We start from the raw sequence: 16,067 nt of genomic DNA on the forward strand, positions 1-16,067 counted from the left end.
ACCACGGAACGCCTGCTTTTAGGTAGGCAAATTAAGACAGACAGAGAGGGAACTCGAATGATTAAACAATTTACGGCAGTCGTATTTGGGACGCTGCTCGGCGCTCAATCAGTTGCAGCCGACCAAATCGAAATCAACATGAGCTTGATTTTTCAGGAAACCGAGCTTCTGACGCAAGAGTTGATGAAGGTCACAGACAAGATCAGAGAGCGTACAGACGGCGACGTAGACATCAGGGTGTTTCCCGGCGGGCAACTACCAACATATAAGGATAATCTTGAGCAAGTCGTCAACGGTGCCGACTGGATTGCCGTGGAAGACCTGACGTATGTCGGCGACTATGTCCCCGATTTCGGCGCGCTGGCCGGGCCAATGCTTTATGATACCTACGACGAATATCTCGCTATGATGGACACCGACCTTGTCGCAGACCTCACAGCGCAGGCTGAAGAAAAGGGTATCAAGATACTCAATGCAGACTACATGTTCGGTTTTCGTCATATGATTACCAACAAGCCAATTGCGACCCCTGCCGACCTCGAGGGTATGAAAATCCGCGTACCCGGCAGCCAGATTTTCATCAGCACACTCGGTGCGATGGGCGCGTCCCCGCAGTCGTTGCCGTTCACAGAGACCTACTCCGGTGTTCAGCAGGGCGTCGTTGACGGGCTCGAAGGCTCGATCCTTACGATGTACTCGACCAAGATGTACGAAGTGGCAAAAGTCATGTCGATGACAAAGCACTTCCTCGGAACGGTTGGTATCTACATCTCCCCAAAGGTCTGGGACAAACTCACACCTGAGCAGCAAGTCATTGTTAATGAGGAATTCGCCGCGGGCGCTGTTTCCAATACAGAAAACCTTGTCAAACTTGATGAAGAATACCGCGGTAAGCTTGAGGAGCTCGGTGTGACCTTTGTCGAAGCTGACACGGCTGCGTTCAGCGAACTGACAGCGAGTGTTTATACAGAGTTCCCTGCTTGGACGAGTGACATCCGCACTGTAATCGGTGCCGAACTCGACAAGATTCGGGGCAACTAAGATCAAGACTCACGCAGCCTGGTTGACCGTGTTAACCGGGCTGCGTGAAGCGAAACATAGGCAAACAATACGTGATTAACGTCATCAAAAATCTGGAAGAAATTCTCGCTTCTATCGCGATTAGCATCACCGTAATTCTGGTGATCATCAACGTTGTTTTGCGTTACGGTTTTGGTTTCATTATGCCATGGGGCCAAGAGCTTGCTGTTCTGTGCTTTATCTGGGCGGTCTATCTGGGCATCAGTTCGTGCTACAAACACAACCTGCACATGGGTGTCGATGCAATCCTGTCGATCCTGCCGACAAGGCTGCTAGCCCCTTTCAAGCTTTTGATTTTATTTTTCTTACTCGGGCTGAACGTCCTGCTCACGTATCTGAGCTACGAGTATACAATGCTGTCCAACAAGACGACCCCGGTTATGGGAATCTCCTATTTTTGGGTGAACATCGTTTTGATTTTCTGCTTCGGTCTTATGGCACTTCACACAGTGCGCATGATCGTGAATGACATAAAAACACTCAAAGCCGAAGCATAGAAGGGCTCCAAAGGTATGGAAAACTACATTCCGATGATGCTGTTGTTTGTGATGTTTTTGCTAAACATTCCTGTAGCATTCTCGCTGATCGCATCGGCGCTGGTATATTTTCTTTTCATCAACAACTCGCTCCCAATTGCTCTTGTTATGCAGCGATTTATTACCTCCGCCGAATCCTTTCCCCTTCTTGCCATTCCGTTTTTTATTATGGTCGGTTCGGTCATGAATTACTCTGGGATCAGCCGAAGCTTGCTTGGATTTGCAGATTCCCTAATCGGACATAAGACCGGCGGTCTGGCGCACGTGAATGTACTGCTCAGCATGTTGATGGGCGGCATTTCCGGCTCTGCCAATGCCGATGCCGCAATGCAATCCAAGATACTTGCGCCCGAGATGATAAAACGTGGCTATGATCTGCCATTTACTGCCGCTGTCACGGCTGCGTCCTCGTGCATAAGCCCAGTGATCCCGCCAGGCATTAACCTTATTATCTTTGCACTGCTGGCAAATGTGTCGGTGCACAGCATGTTCATCGCGGGCTACGTTCCGGCGTTTTTGATGGCTCTGGCATTGATGGTTACCATTGCCGTCATTGCAAAGAAGCGCGACTACAAGCCGTCGCGCTCTGAACCCGCGTCGGCCAATGAGCGATTAAAATATTTTGCTAAGGCCATACCTGCTCTTTTTATCCCCTTCGGTGTTATTCTGGGGATGCGCTTTGGCCTGTTCACACCAACAGAGGCCGGAGCCGTTGCAGTCTCTCTTTGTGCGCTAATCGGCTTTTTCGTCTACAAGGAGCTAAAGGTTTCAGACTTTTCTTTGATCCTGAAAGAGACCGTGCAAGGGACAAGCACCGTAATGTTCATCATCATCGGGGCGTTACTGTTCGGATACTACATGACCCTCGAGCGGATTCCACACAGCATTGCATCCGCACTAATCGATTTGACGGATAGCAAGTTTGTCCTCTTGCTCCTCATCAATATGCTCCTGCTGTTTGTCGGCATGTTTATTGAGGGTGGCGCGGCAATGATCATCCTTACACCTTTATTGCTGCCAGCAGTGCTGAACCTTGGCATCAATCCGGTCCATTTTGGCGTAATCGTTATCGTAAATATCATGATAGGCGGCGTGACCCCGCCTTTTGGCTCGATGATGTTTACAGTGTGTTCGATCCTGAAAGTCAGAATTCTGGATTTCGTGCGCGAGGTTATTCCGCTTGTCCTTGCTCTCTTGGCCGTGCTTTTGTTGCTGACGTATTCCGAGGGGCTAGTGATGTTCTTACCGGGGCTTTTGTAAGTCTGCGAAAGAATACAAATTTCATTATTTGGGCTTGGTGCCCCCGAAGTTGCACACCAGGGGACACAAACCGCCACGTCATCACTAAGATGAAACTGATATATCGTGGCGAACTTAACCGGCGTACTGAGGACTAGCCCTAAATGACGAGACGAGATCCGTCATCCAGTCGATCTCGAGATAAGGGCGTTTCCGGTTGGGAAATGTGAAATCGATGAATTTTAATTCAATGGTCCCCATCGGTGTCGGGTCTGTGAGGAAAAATTTGATACTGCTGGGATTGCTGAATGCAAAAATCACTGTTTTGAAAGATGAGTAAAACACCTGACCCAGTGCATAAAGAATCGTATTAATAGCCTGCAAAAACGCGGGGCAGATCGTCGACAAAAAGTGCGCGCACAGTCTTACTGTGACCGCGCATATCCGGCGCAATCAGCCGTGCACTTGATAACAGCCCTGCGATCAGCAGCAGCACCGACCTTCCTATTTCTCCCAACCCCGCCGAGCCGCGTTAGTCACTGATAAGGTTTTGCTCACCGATTGTGGGCCGCGCACCTTCGGTTGCGAATGCGTTGATGCTGTTGGTTTGGAACGTCGCGTTCAGGATAGCGCCGGCCCCTACTGCGATCACAATGATGGCGATGCATGCGAGAAGAAATGATTTCATTATTCAGGCTCCTTGGAGTGTTTGAGTTGGTTTGATGTCTGGCTGCGGTTTTGTCAGTTGTGACCAGATACGGGTCGCCATATCGATGTAGAGACGCCCAAGCGGACCATCAGGATCGCGTGCAACAATCGGTTGCCCGCTGTCAGAGGCCACGCGTAGGTCCATTGTAAGCGGTATCGCACCCAGAAACGGCACGTTCAGGCGCTGTGCCTCTGCTTGGGCGCCGCCCGTTCCGAACAACGCGTGCTGGGTGCCGCATTGGGTGCAGGTGAAATGGGCCATATTCTCGATCACACCGAGGATGGGCACATCAACTTTGCGGAACATCGCAATACCGCGACGCGCGTCAATCAACGCCAGGTCCTGCGGCGTCGAGACGATAACAGCACCGGACAAGGTTGTGCCTTGGGCAATCGCCAACTGTGCGTCGCCCGTTCCAGGTGGCATATCCACAATCAGGACATCAAGAACGCCCCAGTCAACTTCGGCCAGCATCTGGGTAATCGCCGACATTACCATAGGACCGCGCCATACCATGGCTGTTTCTGCATCCACCATCATGCCCATGGACATGGCCGATAGTCCGTTGGATTGCATAGGCAACAAACGGCGATCTTTGCCCATACGTGGCTGGCCATGCAGCGCCAAAAGCGTTGGGATTGACGGTCCATGAATATCGGCGTCCAAGATACCAACCTTCAGCCCGTTGGCCCGCAACCCCAATGCAAGATTGACAGCGGTGGTTGATTTCCCCACGCCGCCTTTACCAGAGGCCACAGCGATCACATGTCGGACGTCGGGTAGCACTTTGGCAGCTGCGGGCTTTGGCGGGCTGACTAAACGCGGCGGGGGGGTGGCTTGGTCATTGGTCAGGACAACAAAAGCCGACTGAACCAGTGGAATGGCGCGCAATGCGACTTCCGCCTGCGTTCTGACATCTGTCAGCGCAATCGCGGCCTGAGATGTCGTCGTAATCGAAACTGTAACGCGGCCCTCTAAAACCACAGGACCTGAGACCGCTGACGCATCCAGAAACGGCGAACCATCGGGCATTTTCAGCCCTGACAACACCTGCCGTGCCGCCTGCAGGATCTGATCATCGGACATGTAGTACAGGACTTTCTTTGGGAAGCAGTAGATTGGCGCATCCGGTAATTCGTTATATCCGGATGCGCCATTACTTTATTCAGCGGGCTGTGTGCCTTTGGCAGGAGTGATCTTTTCAATCTGGTTGGCCTGCACTTCGTCTACCCAGAGCGAGTGGTGCTCTTTCGCCCAGTTCAGATCGACGTCGCCTTTGCCCATGGCATCAAACGCACCTTCCATCCCGATCGAGCCGATATAGATGTGGGCGATGATGATGAAAGTAAGGCCCGCAGCGACGAGCCCGTGCACGAGCTGATAGAAATGCCAATCCGCCTGTTCCGCACCCAGACCGAGGATTTGAACACCGGGAAACAACAACAGCAAACCTGTGAGAGACAGGATCGCCCCACCCGCCATTGTCGACCAAAAGATAATCTTTTGGCCCGCATTGAATTTTTTCGCAGGCGGGTGAACACCTTTTTTGAACAACCCACCGCCTTGCTTGAGCCATTCCACATCAAGCTTTTCCGGAATATTATGCGCCACCCAGAACACGAACGCCAGCGCCAGACCCAGCATGAAGGCCCAGCCCACATAGTTGTGCGAAACCTTGCCCCAATGCGTCAGCGTAGAAAACGCCCCTTCGCCAAGCCACGGCAGGATAATAATCCGGCCGAACACGAGATTGAGACCTGTCAGCGCCAGAACGACGAATGACCCCGACATAAGCCAGTGCGCAAAGCGTTCAATCGCGCTAAAGCGCAGGATGCGCATGCCGGAAAACTTTCCGTCAATCCGGATTCTGCCGCGGATCATATAGAACAGCGCGAGCCCTATAACGGCGCCGAGGATCGCAACAATCGTCAACGTGCGGACAAGGCCGTTATGGGTTCCAGCCCACGACTTGTTGCCCGGTTTGATCAAACCAGCGGCCTGTTTGTCGGGGATAGACACGCGACCGGAAACTGCCTCTTCGTCCTTTAATGTATTGAACAATTGCTCTTCGGTGACAGATTGTTCCGTCGGGTTAACTTGCTGCGCTTGGGCCGTTGTGGGCGCGGCGATGCCGCTAAAAGCGAGAAGTGTGAGGACCGCGATAAAAGCGGAAAGGCGTTGTGAAAGGTTTTTCATTTTTCTGTTCCTATTTCCCGCTTACACCGAGACCGTATCGCTATAGGCTGTACGCCAGCCCCATGCGCCAGAGCCGTAGCCCCGCGTCACAACGCGCTCTTTGTAGATTTCAGCAATGATATCACCGTCGCCCGCCAACAAAGCCTTGGTTGAACACATCTCGGCGCAGAGCGGCAATTTGCCCTCAGCCAAACGGTTCGCACCGTATTTGACGTATTCGGCCTCGCTCAAGTCCTCCTCTGGACCGCCAGAGCAATAGGTGCATTTATCCATTTTACCGCGGGAGCCAAAGTTGCCCACTTTAGGATATTGTGGTGCGCCGAACGGACATGCGTAAAAGCAATAGCCGCAACCGATGCATGTATCCTTGGAGTGCAGAACCACGCCATCGTCGGTGGTATAGAAGCAATCCACCGGGCAGACCGAAGCACAAGGCGCGTCGGTGCAATGCATACAAGCCATAGAAACCGAACGCTCGCCTGGCAGACCATCGTTGATTGTCACAACACGGCGGCGGTTGATGCCCCAAGGCACCTCATGCTCGTTCTTACAAGCAGTCACGCAAGCGTTACACTCGATACAACGATCCGCATCACACAGGAATTTCATTCGTGCCATTTGTCTGTCCTCCCTTACGCTGCTGAGATCTGGCAAAGTGTCACTTTGCCTTCATGCATGCCTGTTACCGGATCGTATCCGTATGATGTGACTGTGTTTACGCTTTCGCCCAGCACAATCGGGTCAGTTCCTTCGGGATAATTGCCCCGCTGGTCTACCCCCTCGAACCAGCCCGCAAAGTGGAATGGCATAAACGCAACCCCCGCCGCCACGCGCTCGGTCACCAGTGCTTTTACTTTTGCCTTGCTGTCATTTTCGGGGCCGTTAACCCAGACCCACCCACCATCACTGATGCCACGCGCCGTTGCATCCGCGGGATTGATCTCGACGAACATATCCTGCTGAAGCTCGGCCAGCCACGGGTTGGAACGGGTCTCTTCGCCGCCGCCTTCGTATTCCACCAGACGTCCCGATGTCAGGACGATCGGGAAGCTCTCTGAAAGTTTCCGCTCAACCGCAGAGGACTGCATAGAGAAACCCACGTTTGGCATACGGAACTGGCGACCGTTTTCTGCAGTCGGGTAGTCCGCGACCAGATCGGGACGCGGCGAATAGATCGGCTCGCGGTGCACCGGAATCGGATCGGGCAGGTTCCACGCGACTGCGCGGGCCTTTCCGTTGCCGAAGGGCACACACCCATGCTCGATCGCGACGCGTTGGATACCGCCAGAAAGGTCCAGCGACCAGCTAACCTCCGCCATTGTCTCGGGGTCATTGCCGCCGATACGCTGGATCACCGCGAGTTCGTCCGCCGTCAAATCTACGTCCCACCCAAGCGACTGGAGGATACCGTAGGTGAACTGCGGATAACCATCCGTGATCTCGGACCCGACGGGATAGCTGCCTTCGGCCAACAGTGTCTCGCCTTCGCGGTCCACGCCAAAACGTGGACGGAACGCGCCGCCGCCGTCTTTGACAGCGATGTTCGGGTTGTAAAGGATGTGGGTTCCGGGGTGATTGAACTCCGGCGTGCCCCAGCACGGCCATGGCAGACCGTAGTAGTCCCCGCCCACATCCGCTGCATCCGCAGGCGCACGCAGGGTGACCAGGTCAAACTTGTCCTGATTGGCCATATGCGCCTTGAGGCGTTCAGGGCTCTGACCGGTATAGCCTGTCGACCAACCTCCACGGTTGATTTCGCGCAGGATGGATTCTGCGGTAGGCTCCATCGAGAATTTGCCCTGCACCATCTCGTAAGGTTTGAACATATCGTCAGCAAAGCCGAGCTTTTGTGACAGGCGGAAAATCACCGCATAATCGTTATCGCTCTCAAAGATTGGCTCGACGACTTTCTCACCCCACTGGACGGATCGGTTAGAGGCGGTACGGCTGCCGTTGCATTCGAACTGCGTCGAAATTGGCAGAAGATAGGTGTTGTCGGGACGGTCGTGCAGCGCTGCGAATGTGGTGGGGTGCGGGTCTGCGACCACGAGGAGGTCCAGTGCGTTCATGCCCTTAAGACTATCACCCAAACGCGGCACAGTGTTACCACCATGACCGAACACAATCATCGCCTTGATGTTGTCGCGCTGGTCAACCTCTTCCACATCCAGCGTTGTCGCATCGAACCAACGGGTTGACGGGATACCCGCCATTTCCATGTTCGCCTTGCGGTCTCGAGGGTCGCGGCCCCCTTTTGCTGGTACTTCGTCGAAACGCGACTGGAGATAGTCGTATGGTACGTCCCAGACACGAGCCCAATGCTTCCATCCACCTTCCGCCAAACCATAGTAACAAGGCAACGAACCGATATCGAGGCCGAAGTCAGTGGCCCCCTGTACGTTACAATGGCCGCGGAAAATGTTGGCACCAGTTCCTACCGAGCCTACGTTTCCTGTTGCGAGCAAGAGGTTGCAATAAGTCCGCACGTTTGCAGTGCCGACAGTGTGCTGCGTACCGCCCATGCACCAGATGAAAGTCGCAGGTCCTTTGGTGGCAAAGGTTTGCGCGACGCGGCGCAGTTCCGCGCCCGCAATACCGGTAATACGCTCGACTTCTTCGGGGTCGTACTTTTTAACTTCTTCGCGAACCTGATCCATCCCCCAGACGCGCTGGTCAATGTACTCCTGGTTCTGCCAGTTGTTCTCGAAGATGTGCCACATGATACCCCAAATAATTGCGATATCGGTACCGGGACGCATGCGAATATAATCGGTTGCGTGCGCTGCTGTACGGGTGAAACGCGGGTCAATCACGATGACATTGGCGCGGTTCGTCTCTTTACCAGTCAGGATATGCTGAAGGGATACAGGATGTGCTTCGGCCGCGTTTGATCCCATAAAGATGATGGTTTTCGAGTTGCGGATGTCATTGTAGCTGTTGGTCATGGCGCCATAGCCCCACGTGTTCGCAACGCCTGCAACAGTGGTGGAATGGCAGATGCGCGCCTGATGGTCGACGTTGTTTGTCCCCCAGAAAGCTGCGAATTTGCGGAACAGATACGCCCCTTCGTTCGACATCTTCGCCGACCCAAGCAGATACGCGCTGTCGGCGCCGCTCTTCTCGCGGATCGCGAGCATTTTGTCGCCAATTTCGTCGATGGCCTGATCCCAAGAGAGGCGGACCCATTTGCCGCCTTCTTTTTTCATCGGGTATTTCAGGCGGCGGTCACCGTGAACAATTTCGCGGACCGATGCGCCTTTGGCGCAGTGGGTGCCACGGTTGATCGGGCTTTTCCACGCCGGTTCCTGTCCGACCCAAACACCATTCTGAACTTCGGCTTTGACCGTGCAACCGACCGAACAGTGGGTACAGATGTTGGTTTTGACCTCAATTGGCTGGCTGAAATTGGTTGGACCAGCTTCAGCGCGGCGTACTGTTGTGGCACCCAGCGTACCGATGGCGGCTAACCCGCCCACAGCGAGGCCGGAGGCGCGCAAAAAGCTGCGGCGATCAACGGGCTTGGCTGCAACATTCTGAGCCAATGCGGCAAGACCGCTGCGTGTGGCGTCTTTTGATCTGCGTTTGACCAGCATGGATTATGCCCCCTTATAGTAACGGTTGGTGCGGTAGTAGGCTTTGACGTGATCGGTCTCTTTGTACCGCGCCTTTGTGCGTTCATCTCCGGTTTCATCGGCAAAGGCCGGCCGCGCGCCCCCAGCAACAACACTTGTCGTCGCCGCAGCTGCTGCTACGCCAAAAAATCCGCGACGACCGATTACGTTCTTTTTATTGGTGCTGTCAGTCATGCCAGTCTCCCTCTGGATTTCAGTATCGGAGCCCGAAAAATGCCGGGCCGATTGTTATTATTGTTTATGTCCACGTGCGCCCGTGCCGCGGTGCGCCGCGGCTTCGAGCGCGAAAGCGCGGGTTTCTATATCGATGAAAACACGCCCGACCTCTGCCAATGCACGGTAGAAACGCGCACTCTGGGCCACGGCCAGATCATCAAAGAATTGCCCTGCCCAAGGCTCCACGTGACGGGCGAAAAATCCGGCCTCGCCCGCTGCGCCACAGCCAAGAACCCGTGCATCAAACGTGCCCACCGCAAGGCCCGCCATCACTTCGGCAAGGCTTGCGATGTGATCTTCCGGCTCGAATCTCCCGGCTGCCCGCTCCACACCCATCAGCTGGAGGTCGCGCCGCAGCTCGGCCAGAGGCCGCTCGTTCAGGAACCCAGTCAGGTAAAACGATGCATAAGGCAGCAATTCACCACGCCCAACCCCCACAAAAACCTCGAAAAATTCGGCGGCCACCTCTTCAGGTTTGGTCTGTGCGGATATCTGGGCCAATACAGTATACGCCTGCCCCAATGCAGTATCGTCACCGGTTAGAGACTTGAGACTATCGAGCATATCTTGATCAGGAGGAGAAACCAGCAAAGCAGAAATAAGGCTCCATTGCTGGGCCCTCAACGCTTCGTGCTCTGAAATGGCTGGCGCGGCAGGTGCCGGGCTGGCTGAAGTCATGATGTCACCTCGATAAATGGGGTGTGGGTGGTGTCTAACCCGCCGCTCATAATTCCACATTCGTGCAGACTTAGCAACAATTTACGGCGGGGTCTTAACTGATTTTGATAATACTACTCTGGCGCAGCCCCGCCATGTCGGCGCGGTGTGGCCTGCGGTGCCTCCCGTCGTTCGGCCTTTGGTTCCGGCGACGTCGGAGTTACGGACAGCCGCACCGGATCGGGAGACAAATCGGCAACCTGCTCGACCAGCGCTGGTACTGCTTCCTCCTCGGCAGGCTCCGGCAACTCTTCATCAGGTGCCGGCTCGTCCAAAGCGGGTTCCGCCTCGGGCTTTTTGCCCCCGATCAGGTCTTTTACCATTTTCGCCACGCTTTGCTCGGAGAGGATGCCACCACCGCCCGGAACACCACCCGGCGCATTCCAATCCCACGCATAGTCCATCGCAGGATCGACGTAATCGCGGACCGACGGGCTTGCCAGCCAAAGCTTTCGCATGGCTGCGTTCTTAATGCTGGCAGGCACGCCTTTGACCAAAAACGGTTTGATGTCGAACCCTGCGGTGATGTCGTCCAATGAAGGAAGTGACGCGATCAATTCCGCAATCTCCGCCTCGTCCGGCAAAGCCTCTTGAGCAGCGTTTTCCAGTTCGGGATCCTGCGGTAGCAGAGGTGCAACTTCCGGCTGCTTGGCGGCAAGTTTGCGCCGCGACCATCCGCGTAGAAATCCGCCGCTGTCGTCTTCGGGATCGCTCATGTCTGCCCCTTGGGCGGCATGCCCGCCTTGCCGCGCGACTGCACCCATTTCTGTGCGTCTGTCAGGATGCGGGGCGCGCGCGGGTCTTGGTCAGAAGTTGCCGGCACACGCTTGCGTTTGTAAAAAACCTCATCCACATGATGAGCGGCAATAAACGCCTGCATCTGGCGCGCAATTGATACAGGCAGCGGCAACGCCTCGACAAGCTTTTCGGGATCGCTCGCCATCGCTTCCCCCTCATAGGGGTCGGCAGTTACAAGGCTTACTTCGCCGTTATCACAGGACACCCACAGAGAAGGCTGCGCAGCGCGCAAATTATTAATATAATGCGCTGTCTCGCCCGAGTGCAGGACAACCGCGTGATCGCCCATATAATAGGTCCGCACCTCACCCTGCTCGGCCATCAGCGATCCCTTCGCCAGATCGGGAATATCCGCCATTAGCGCCTTTGGAACCACACGTCGCGTCGCCCATTTATTGGCGGGCGGATGCGAGACGCCCAAAACCGCTACGCGCACAACTTCGCGGGGCATCAGGCCCGCCCCATGGCGGGGGGCAGTGCGTCTGTTAGCTCTGCTAACGGCAAACCTGTCACAAGGTTCTGCGGCTTAAAACGGATCACATTGCTGCCGTCCAACCCCATTAACAGGTAAACGGGCGTTGTCCGGACCTGTGGCGCCACCCCTTCGGGGCGCAAAAACGTCAATGCAAACAGCCCCGCAAGTGATGCGTCTGGCGCCTCACCCTTCCACAAAGCATTACCGATTTCGGTGCCGGCCTGATCCAGCCCGACATACCATTGCAGGTCTACATCCTCCGCGACCTGCAACGCGGTCACGGCAACAGGCACATCCATAAGATGGCTCACAAAACGCGACAGCGCGCTTGCCATACCCGCCCGCGCCAAGGGATCCGCACCAAAAGGCAGTACCATCGTATGCGCATCAGAGCGACTCCAATAGGTCCAGGCATTCGCCCCGTTCAATACGTCCAACTGATCCACTCCGCCGTTGAGCATTGCAAACAACGGATTGCTGTGGATTTCGCCCTCCAACTCGCTCACCAGCTCATCATCGGCAAGCATCAGGGCTCCCTCGTTCAGATAGGCACGCTGCGGACGAAACAGCATCTCGGCGGCGCGCAGAGTATGCACATCTTCACAGCCCTCCAGCGCATTGCGCAAAATCAGCTGTACCAATTGGTCGTAGAACAGATGCGGCAGGCGCACGCGGCCTCGCACCAATGCCAGATACCCCTCTTCGACGGAACCCGCTGCAAGCAGCGTATCGCGTAAGGTCATGAGAAATTGCCAGTTCTCCCGCGCATCGGGGTCTTCCATATTGGCAAGCTCCATCACCGATACCGCAGCCTGTGGTGCTTTCAACAGCCGCACATGCAGAGCGCGCTCGGCAGCACATGCCTCTGGCGGGGGAATGATCTCTGGGCGCGCCAACCAAGCAAGGATCAATGCATCGGTGACCTGCATGCGGCCAGACACATCAAGCGTTGTCAAATGGTGGCCCGAAGCGACCCAAAATTCCCTCATGATGTTTTTTTCCCTTCCATAAATGCCGCCAGATCAAAATGCTCCTCCGCCTCCTCATCCGTTTCGACCATATGAAACGCCTTGTCATGGCCACCCAGATACGCAGCAGAGAAAGCAGTGGTATCACGCGGCTTGAGGGTGCGAAACTGCTCACGGATGCCATCTTCTGCGGTGGTTCGGTGCAGCGCGATTAACGTCCCCTCCGCATGGCCCTGACACAGCTCCTCGGCCAGCGCCATTTCCTCACTGGCAGCAGGAAGGGCTGCCGCCATATCAGGCGCTCCGAACCTGTCCACCAGCTGTTGCGCAAGAATTTGTGTAGCATCATCGCGGTCCTGCGGGCGCACCAATGTAACAGTAACCAGCGTAGACCAACCGAAACTCTCTATTCCCAAAAATCCGGAGCGAAAGGCGATCTGCTCTTTGCGATTGAGGCTGTCAGACTCACGGCCCGCAAACACAAAGGTTCCCGTGACCGCCCATTCCCCCGGAACGGCCGCAGGCGCAAAGATCACGTTGTCCGAGCGGTCCAGCTGTATCGTGCGGGGGAGACGGATCACATCGCAGGCCCGTTTGCATCGCGCCATGCGGATTGGCCAAGCGCATCTTTCAGGCGCAAAAGACCCTCGGGTCTTTCCAGATCTCCTTGTGCTGTAAGCTGCCCGCCGGAGGCCAATTGACCGCTGTACCGCGCGGCAAGCGGTTGAAATCCGCCATGGTTCATCCGGTCGATATTGAGCATCAGATATGCCGCAAAACTCTCGAGTATGGCGGGATGGTCGGCAAAATCTTCCTCGGCCAAGGATACAGATGCGGGATATGTTCCCGGATCGGTGACATGATCGCGGTCGGCAATCAGCTCGACCCCCAGCACGATCCAATCGGGAACCGCATCCTCGGCGGTATCAGGCGCGACACACATCCGCATACCGCCAAGTCGCCCCCCATCCAGCAAAACCTCGGAGGGCCAGCCGAAAGTCACCGCACGCTCGGGCGGGCAATGCGCCGCCAAAGCGTCACCAAGCGCCAGCATCCCCAATATGAACGCGCTGCGCGCTTCCGCCAAGGGCGTCTCAGGCTCAAGGACAACAGCGAAATCAAACCGCCCGGCCCCGTTTTCAACACCCGATCCGCTATGCCAGACCAAAGTGCCTGCTCCATGCACCTCTGCAAGCGCACAGGCATGCGCAAACGCATCTCCGCGCTCAAGCCAATGAGGGGTAAAGGGAGGAGGTAACAGTAACGCACGCGGCGTGGAAAGGTCGTCGGGCACGTTGTCTTCTCCTTGCAAGAGGTTGTCTTTCATTAGATTGTAACGCACTGGACGCCCGCCGCAAGTGCAGCCATACCGCAACCATGCCACCTTGATCGGACATTATGCCCATGACCCACGCCCTTTCCAACCGAACTATTCTGACCTGCACTTGCGAGAGCACGATGGCACTCGACACAGGGGCGTTGAAGCGGGCGGGTTGTGGCGGCAGCGGCGCTGTAAACCAGCTGTGCCGTGCAAATCTCGATCACTTCCGCGCGGCACTCGCCGAAGGCTTGCCCGTCACTGTAACCTGCACACAGGAAGCGCCATTGTTTTCTGAAATCGGCGCGGATGAGGCGCCCGATGTGCCGCTCGCTTTTGTGAATATTCGCGAAACGGCCGGCTGGACGGCGCAGGCAGACGTCAGTGGGCCGAAAATGGCTGCGATGATTGCCACCGCGGCGGTCGCCCCGGCACCGTTCGGAATTACCACACTGGAAAGCAATGGCGTGGCGCTGATACTTGGTCGGGACGCGGTAGCGGTTGATGCCGCGACCAAGCTGTCTGAGCATCTGGACATCACAGTTTTGTTGCTGCCGGACGCGCAAGTGATGCCACCACAGCAGACCCGTTTTCCGGTGCTTCAGGGCCGCATTCGCAACGCTACGGGTCACTTGGGTGATTTTTCGCTGACTGTTGATGAATACGCCGTCCCCGCGCCATCATCGCGCAATCTGCTGGCATTCAACGCAGGACGAAATGGCGCCGTGTCCCGCGCGGATCTGGTCATCGATCTGACTGGCGGTCAGCCATTGTTCGCATCGCCTGATCTGCGCCCCGGTTATTTGCGCGCCGATCCGCGCAATCCCGCCGCTGTGGAAGCCCTTATTGCGAAAGCCGGTCAGATGGTCGGGGAGTTCGACAAACCGGTTTATATCGATTTTCTGGCAGACCTCTGCGCACATTCGCGCAATGGCATCACAGGATGCACGCGCTGCCTCTCGCTTTGCCCCACCGGTGCAATTGTTCCTGATGGCGACACCGTGCAGATTGACGCCGCAATTTGTGCAGGGTGCGGACAGTGTGCAGCAGCCTGCCCCACAGGCGCGGCCAGCTATGCCCTACCAGCTGTTTCTACTGTCGCGGACCAACTGCGCGCCGCGCTGCGCGCATGGTATTCTGCGGGCGGGACGTCGGCGCCCGTAATTTTGCTGCATGACACGGATCACGGCACCGACCTGATCAACGCTTGCGGGCGTTTCGGTAGTGGCCTGCCCTTTGATGTTATCCCGATCGGCCTCAATGAGATTACCCAGGCTGGCCCCGAGGTGATGGCCGCCGCACTTGCATATGGTGCTGGCGCTGTTGCCCTTCTTGGAAGGGCAAAGCCGCTGCACGACCTTGACGGCCTGCACGCCAGCATCGACTTGGTCAGCAGGACAGCGGCTGCCATGGGCTCTGGTCCGGTTTCTCTGATCGAAACGGATGATCCCGATACGCTAGAGGCGGCACTCGCTGCCTTGCCCCGGACCGCTGTCTCGCCATCGCGATCTGGTTTCCTTGCCCCTGCTGATAAACGGGGGCTGCTTGTGATGGCATTCTCCGAGATGAACCGTATTTCCCCGACACCCGCCACCACGCTCGCGTTGTCCGCAGGGGCGCCCTTCGGGCAGGTGGTCGTCGACGGCGATGCTTGCACTCTATGTCAAGCGTGTACGGGCGTTTGCCCGACTGGCGCATTAGTGGACAACCCAGAAACACCATTGCTGCGCTTTACCGAAAGTGCGTGCGTGCAATGCGGGCTGTGTGCTGCAACATGCCCTGAGGACGCGATCATACTTAACCCAAGAATTGATTTCGACGCATGGCAGACACCTCGACAGATCCTACACGAAGAGCCACCGTTCTGCTGCATAAGTTGCGGAACTGCATTTGCCACAAAATCCGGCATAGCACGGGTACAAGAAAAGCTCGCGGATCATTGGATGTTCAACGGCGCCGAAGGCGCACAGCGGTTGAGAGTATTGGAAATGTGCGAGGATTGCCGTGTGACGGAGATTGTCAACCAAGGCTTCGATCCACATGACGCAACATCACGTAGGGTAAGAACACGCGATGATTACAAAGACTAAACGGGCAAGACGAGTTAGTCCTTACTCCCATCTCGTTAGCAATTAGGGGCGCAGGCGGGCTTCTTTTTCACGCCCGCACTTTCGCGTTAATGA

The 16,067-nt window shown here is 56.0% G+C and carries 17 protein-coding genes; 4 read left to right on the forward strand and 13 right to left on the reverse strand.

All coding sequences use genetic code 11. The features are described from left to right. The first annotated feature begins 57 nt into the window (after window positions 1–57). The 3 genes from C8N30_RS16325 (at window position 58) to C8N30_RS16335 (ending at window position 2,876) form a co-directional block, all read left to right on the forward strand. Window positions 58–1,041 (forward strand): C4-dicarboxylate TRAP transporter substrate-binding protein, encoded by a 984-nt coding sequence (locus C8N30_RS16325; RefSeq protein WP_025061726.1) that lies wholly within the window; start codon window positions 58–60, stop codon window positions 1,039–1,041. A gap of 71 nt (window positions 1,042–1,112) precedes the next feature. After that, entirely contained in the window at window positions 1,113–1,577 is a 465-nt protein-coding gene (locus C8N30_RS16330) for a TRAP transporter small permease (protein ID WP_198021471.1), read from the forward strand. 15 nt (window positions 1,578–1,592) lie between these two features. Continuing rightward, entirely contained in the window at window positions 1,593–2,876 is a 1,284-nt protein-coding gene (locus tag C8N30_RS16335) for a TRAP transporter large permease (protein ID WP_025061724.1), read from the forward strand. 349 nt (window positions 2,877–3,225) lie between these two features. On the opposite strand, the gene C8N30_RS19865 is transcribed toward C8N30_RS16335, so the two are convergent. The 13 genes from C8N30_RS19865 to C8N30_RS16390 all read right to left on the reverse strand — a co-directional run bounded on the left by C8N30_RS19865 (window position 3,226) and on the right by C8N30_RS16390 (window position 13,860). Next, window positions 3,226–3,351 (reverse strand): hypothetical protein, encoded by a 126-nt coding sequence (locus C8N30_RS19865; protein WP_269667555.1) that lies wholly within the window; start codon window positions 3,349–3,351, stop codon window positions 3,226–3,228. Window positions 3,352–3,387: 36 nt separating this feature from the next. Beyond that, window positions 3,388–3,543, reverse strand: a complete 156-nt coding sequence (locus tag C8N30_RS19435; protein WP_170151183.1) for a hypothetical protein — start codon at window positions 3,541–3,543, stop codon at window positions 3,388–3,390. Window positions 3,544–3,546: 3 nt separating this feature from the next. After that, on the reverse strand, window positions 3,547–4,650 hold the full coding sequence (locus tag C8N30_RS16340; protein ID WP_025061723.1) for an Mrp/NBP35 family ATP-binding protein: 1,104 nt from the start codon (window positions 4,648–4,650) through the stop codon (window positions 3,547–3,549). 75 nt (window positions 4,651–4,725) lie between these two features. After that, window positions 4,726–5,760, reverse strand: coding sequence for a formate dehydrogenase subunit gamma (locus tag C8N30_RS16345; RefSeq protein ID WP_025061722.1), 1,035 nt, complete (start codon window positions 5,758–5,760; stop codon window positions 4,726–4,728). Window positions 5,761–5,781: 21 nt separating this feature from the next. Beyond that, the gene (gene fdh3B / locus C8N30_RS16350; protein ID WP_025061721.1) at window positions 5,782–6,378 is read right to left on the reverse strand and encodes a formate dehydrogenase FDH3 subunit beta; all 597 of its coding nucleotides are present in this window, start codon (window positions 6,376–6,378) and stop codon (window positions 5,782–5,784) included. A 14-nt stretch (window positions 6,379–6,392) separates the two neighbouring features. Continuing rightward, entirely contained in the window at window positions 6,393–9,353 is a 2,961-nt protein-coding gene (locus C8N30_RS16355) for a formate dehydrogenase subunit alpha (RefSeq protein WP_025061720.1), read from the reverse strand. Between the two features lie 3 nt (window positions 9,354–9,356). After that, on the reverse strand, window positions 9,357–9,566 hold the full coding sequence (locus C8N30_RS16360) for a hypothetical protein (RefSeq protein ID WP_025061719.1): 210 nt from the start codon (window positions 9,564–9,566) through the stop codon (window positions 9,357–9,359). A 57-nt stretch (window positions 9,567–9,623) separates the two neighbouring features. Then, window positions 9,624–10,286: a TorD/DmsD family molecular chaperone gene (locus C8N30_RS16365; protein WP_025061718.1), complete on the reverse strand. Its 663-nt coding sequence runs from the start codon at window positions 10,284–10,286 to the stop codon at window positions 9,624–9,626. 113 nt (window positions 10,287–10,399) lie between these two features. Beyond that, entirely contained in the window at window positions 10,400–11,041 is a 642-nt protein-coding gene (locus C8N30_RS16370) for a DUF3306 domain-containing protein (protein ID WP_025061717.1), read from the reverse strand. Continuing rightward, window positions 11,038–11,574, reverse strand: a complete 537-nt coding sequence (locus tag C8N30_RS16375; protein ID WP_025061716.1) for a DUF3305 domain-containing protein — start codon at window positions 11,572–11,574, stop codon at window positions 11,038–11,040. Before C8N30_RS16375 ends, C8N30_RS16370 begins: the two co-directional genes overlap by 4 nt. Then, window positions 11,574–12,587 (reverse strand): DUF6352 family protein, encoded by a 1,014-nt coding sequence (locus C8N30_RS16380; protein ID WP_025061715.1) that lies wholly within the window; start codon window positions 12,585–12,587, stop codon window positions 11,574–11,576. The genes C8N30_RS16375 and C8N30_RS16380 overlap by 1 nt, the downstream gene beginning before the upstream one ends. Beyond that, entirely contained in the window at window positions 12,584–13,147 is a 564-nt protein-coding gene (locus C8N30_RS16385; protein ID WP_025061714.1) for a DUF6505 family protein, read from the reverse strand. The genes C8N30_RS16380 and C8N30_RS16385 overlap by 4 nt, the downstream gene beginning before the upstream one ends. Further along, entirely contained in the window at window positions 13,144–13,860 is a 717-nt protein-coding gene (locus tag C8N30_RS16390; RefSeq protein WP_025061713.1) for a biotin/lipoate--protein ligase family protein, read from the reverse strand. Before C8N30_RS16390 ends, C8N30_RS16385 begins: the two co-directional genes overlap by 4 nt. Window positions 13,861–13,970: 110 nt before the next feature. On the opposite strand from C8N30_RS16390, the gene C8N30_RS16395 reads away from it, so the two are divergent. Further along, complete coding sequence (locus tag C8N30_RS16395; RefSeq protein WP_037967831.1) at window positions 13,971–15,974, forward strand: 4Fe-4S binding protein; 2,004 nt, start codon at window positions 13,971–13,973, stop codon at window positions 15,972–15,974. The last annotated feature ends 93 nt before the right edge of the window (window positions 15,975–16,067 follow it).

The sequence above is a fragment of the Sulfitobacter guttiformis genome (genome assembly GCF_003610455.1).
Classification (GTDB): Bacteria; Pseudomonadota; Alphaproteobacteria; order Rhodobacterales; family Rhodobacteraceae; genus Sulfitobacter; species Sulfitobacter guttiformis.

What these genes read in the sequence shown, in the direction of transcription:
- C8N30_RS19435 (WP_170151183.1), bottom strand. Translation starts at nt 3,543, where the DNA reads ATGAAATCATTTCTTCTCGCATGCATCGCCATCATTGTGATCGCAGTA.
- C8N30_RS16325 (WP_025061726.1), top strand. Translation starts at nt 58, where the DNA reads ATGATTAAACAATTTACGGCAGTCGTATTTGGGACGCTGCTCGGCGCT.
- C8N30_RS16380 (WP_025061715.1), bottom strand. Translation starts at nt 12,587, where the DNA reads ATGAGGGAATTTTGGGTCGCTTCGGGCCACCATTTGACAACGCTTGAT.
- C8N30_RS16365 (WP_025061718.1), bottom strand. Translation starts at nt 10,286, where the DNA reads ATGACTTCAGCCAGCCCGGCACCTGCCGCGCCAGCCATTTCAGAGCAC.
- C8N30_RS16335 (WP_025061724.1), top strand. Translation starts at nt 1,593, where the DNA reads ATGGAAAACTACATTCCGATGATGCTGTTGTTTGTGATGTTTTTGCTA.
- C8N30_RS16370 (WP_025061717.1), bottom strand. Translation starts at nt 11,041, where the DNA reads ATGAGCGATCCCGAAGACGACAGCGGCGGATTTCTACGCGGATGGTCG.
- C8N30_RS16360 (WP_025061719.1), bottom strand. Translation starts at nt 9,566, where the DNA reads ATGACTGACAGCACCAATAAAAAGAACGTAATCGGTCGTCGCGGATTT.
- C8N30_RS16355 (WP_025061720.1), bottom strand. Translation starts at nt 9,353, where the DNA reads ATGCTGGTCAAACGCAGATCAAAAGACGCCACACGCAGCGGTCTTGCC.
- C8N30_RS16395 (WP_037967831.1), top strand. Translation starts at nt 13,971, where the DNA reads ATGACCCACGCCCTTTCCAACCGAACTATTCTGACCTGCACTTGCGAG.
- C8N30_RS16340 (WP_025061723.1), bottom strand. Translation starts at nt 4,650, where the DNA reads ATGTCCGATGATCAGATCCTGCAGGCGGCACGGCAGGTGTTGTCAGGG.
- fdh3B (WP_025061721.1), bottom strand. Translation starts at nt 6,378, where the DNA reads ATGGCACGAATGAAATTCCTGTGTGATGCGGATCGTTGTATCGAGTGT.
- C8N30_RS16345 (WP_025061722.1), bottom strand. Translation starts at nt 5,760, where the DNA reads ATGAAAAACCTTTCACAACGCCTTTCCGCTTTTATCGCGGTCCTCACA.
- C8N30_RS16375 (WP_025061716.1), bottom strand. Translation starts at nt 11,574, where the DNA reads ATGCCCCGCGAAGTTGTGCGCGTAGCGGTTTTGGGCGTCTCGCATCCG.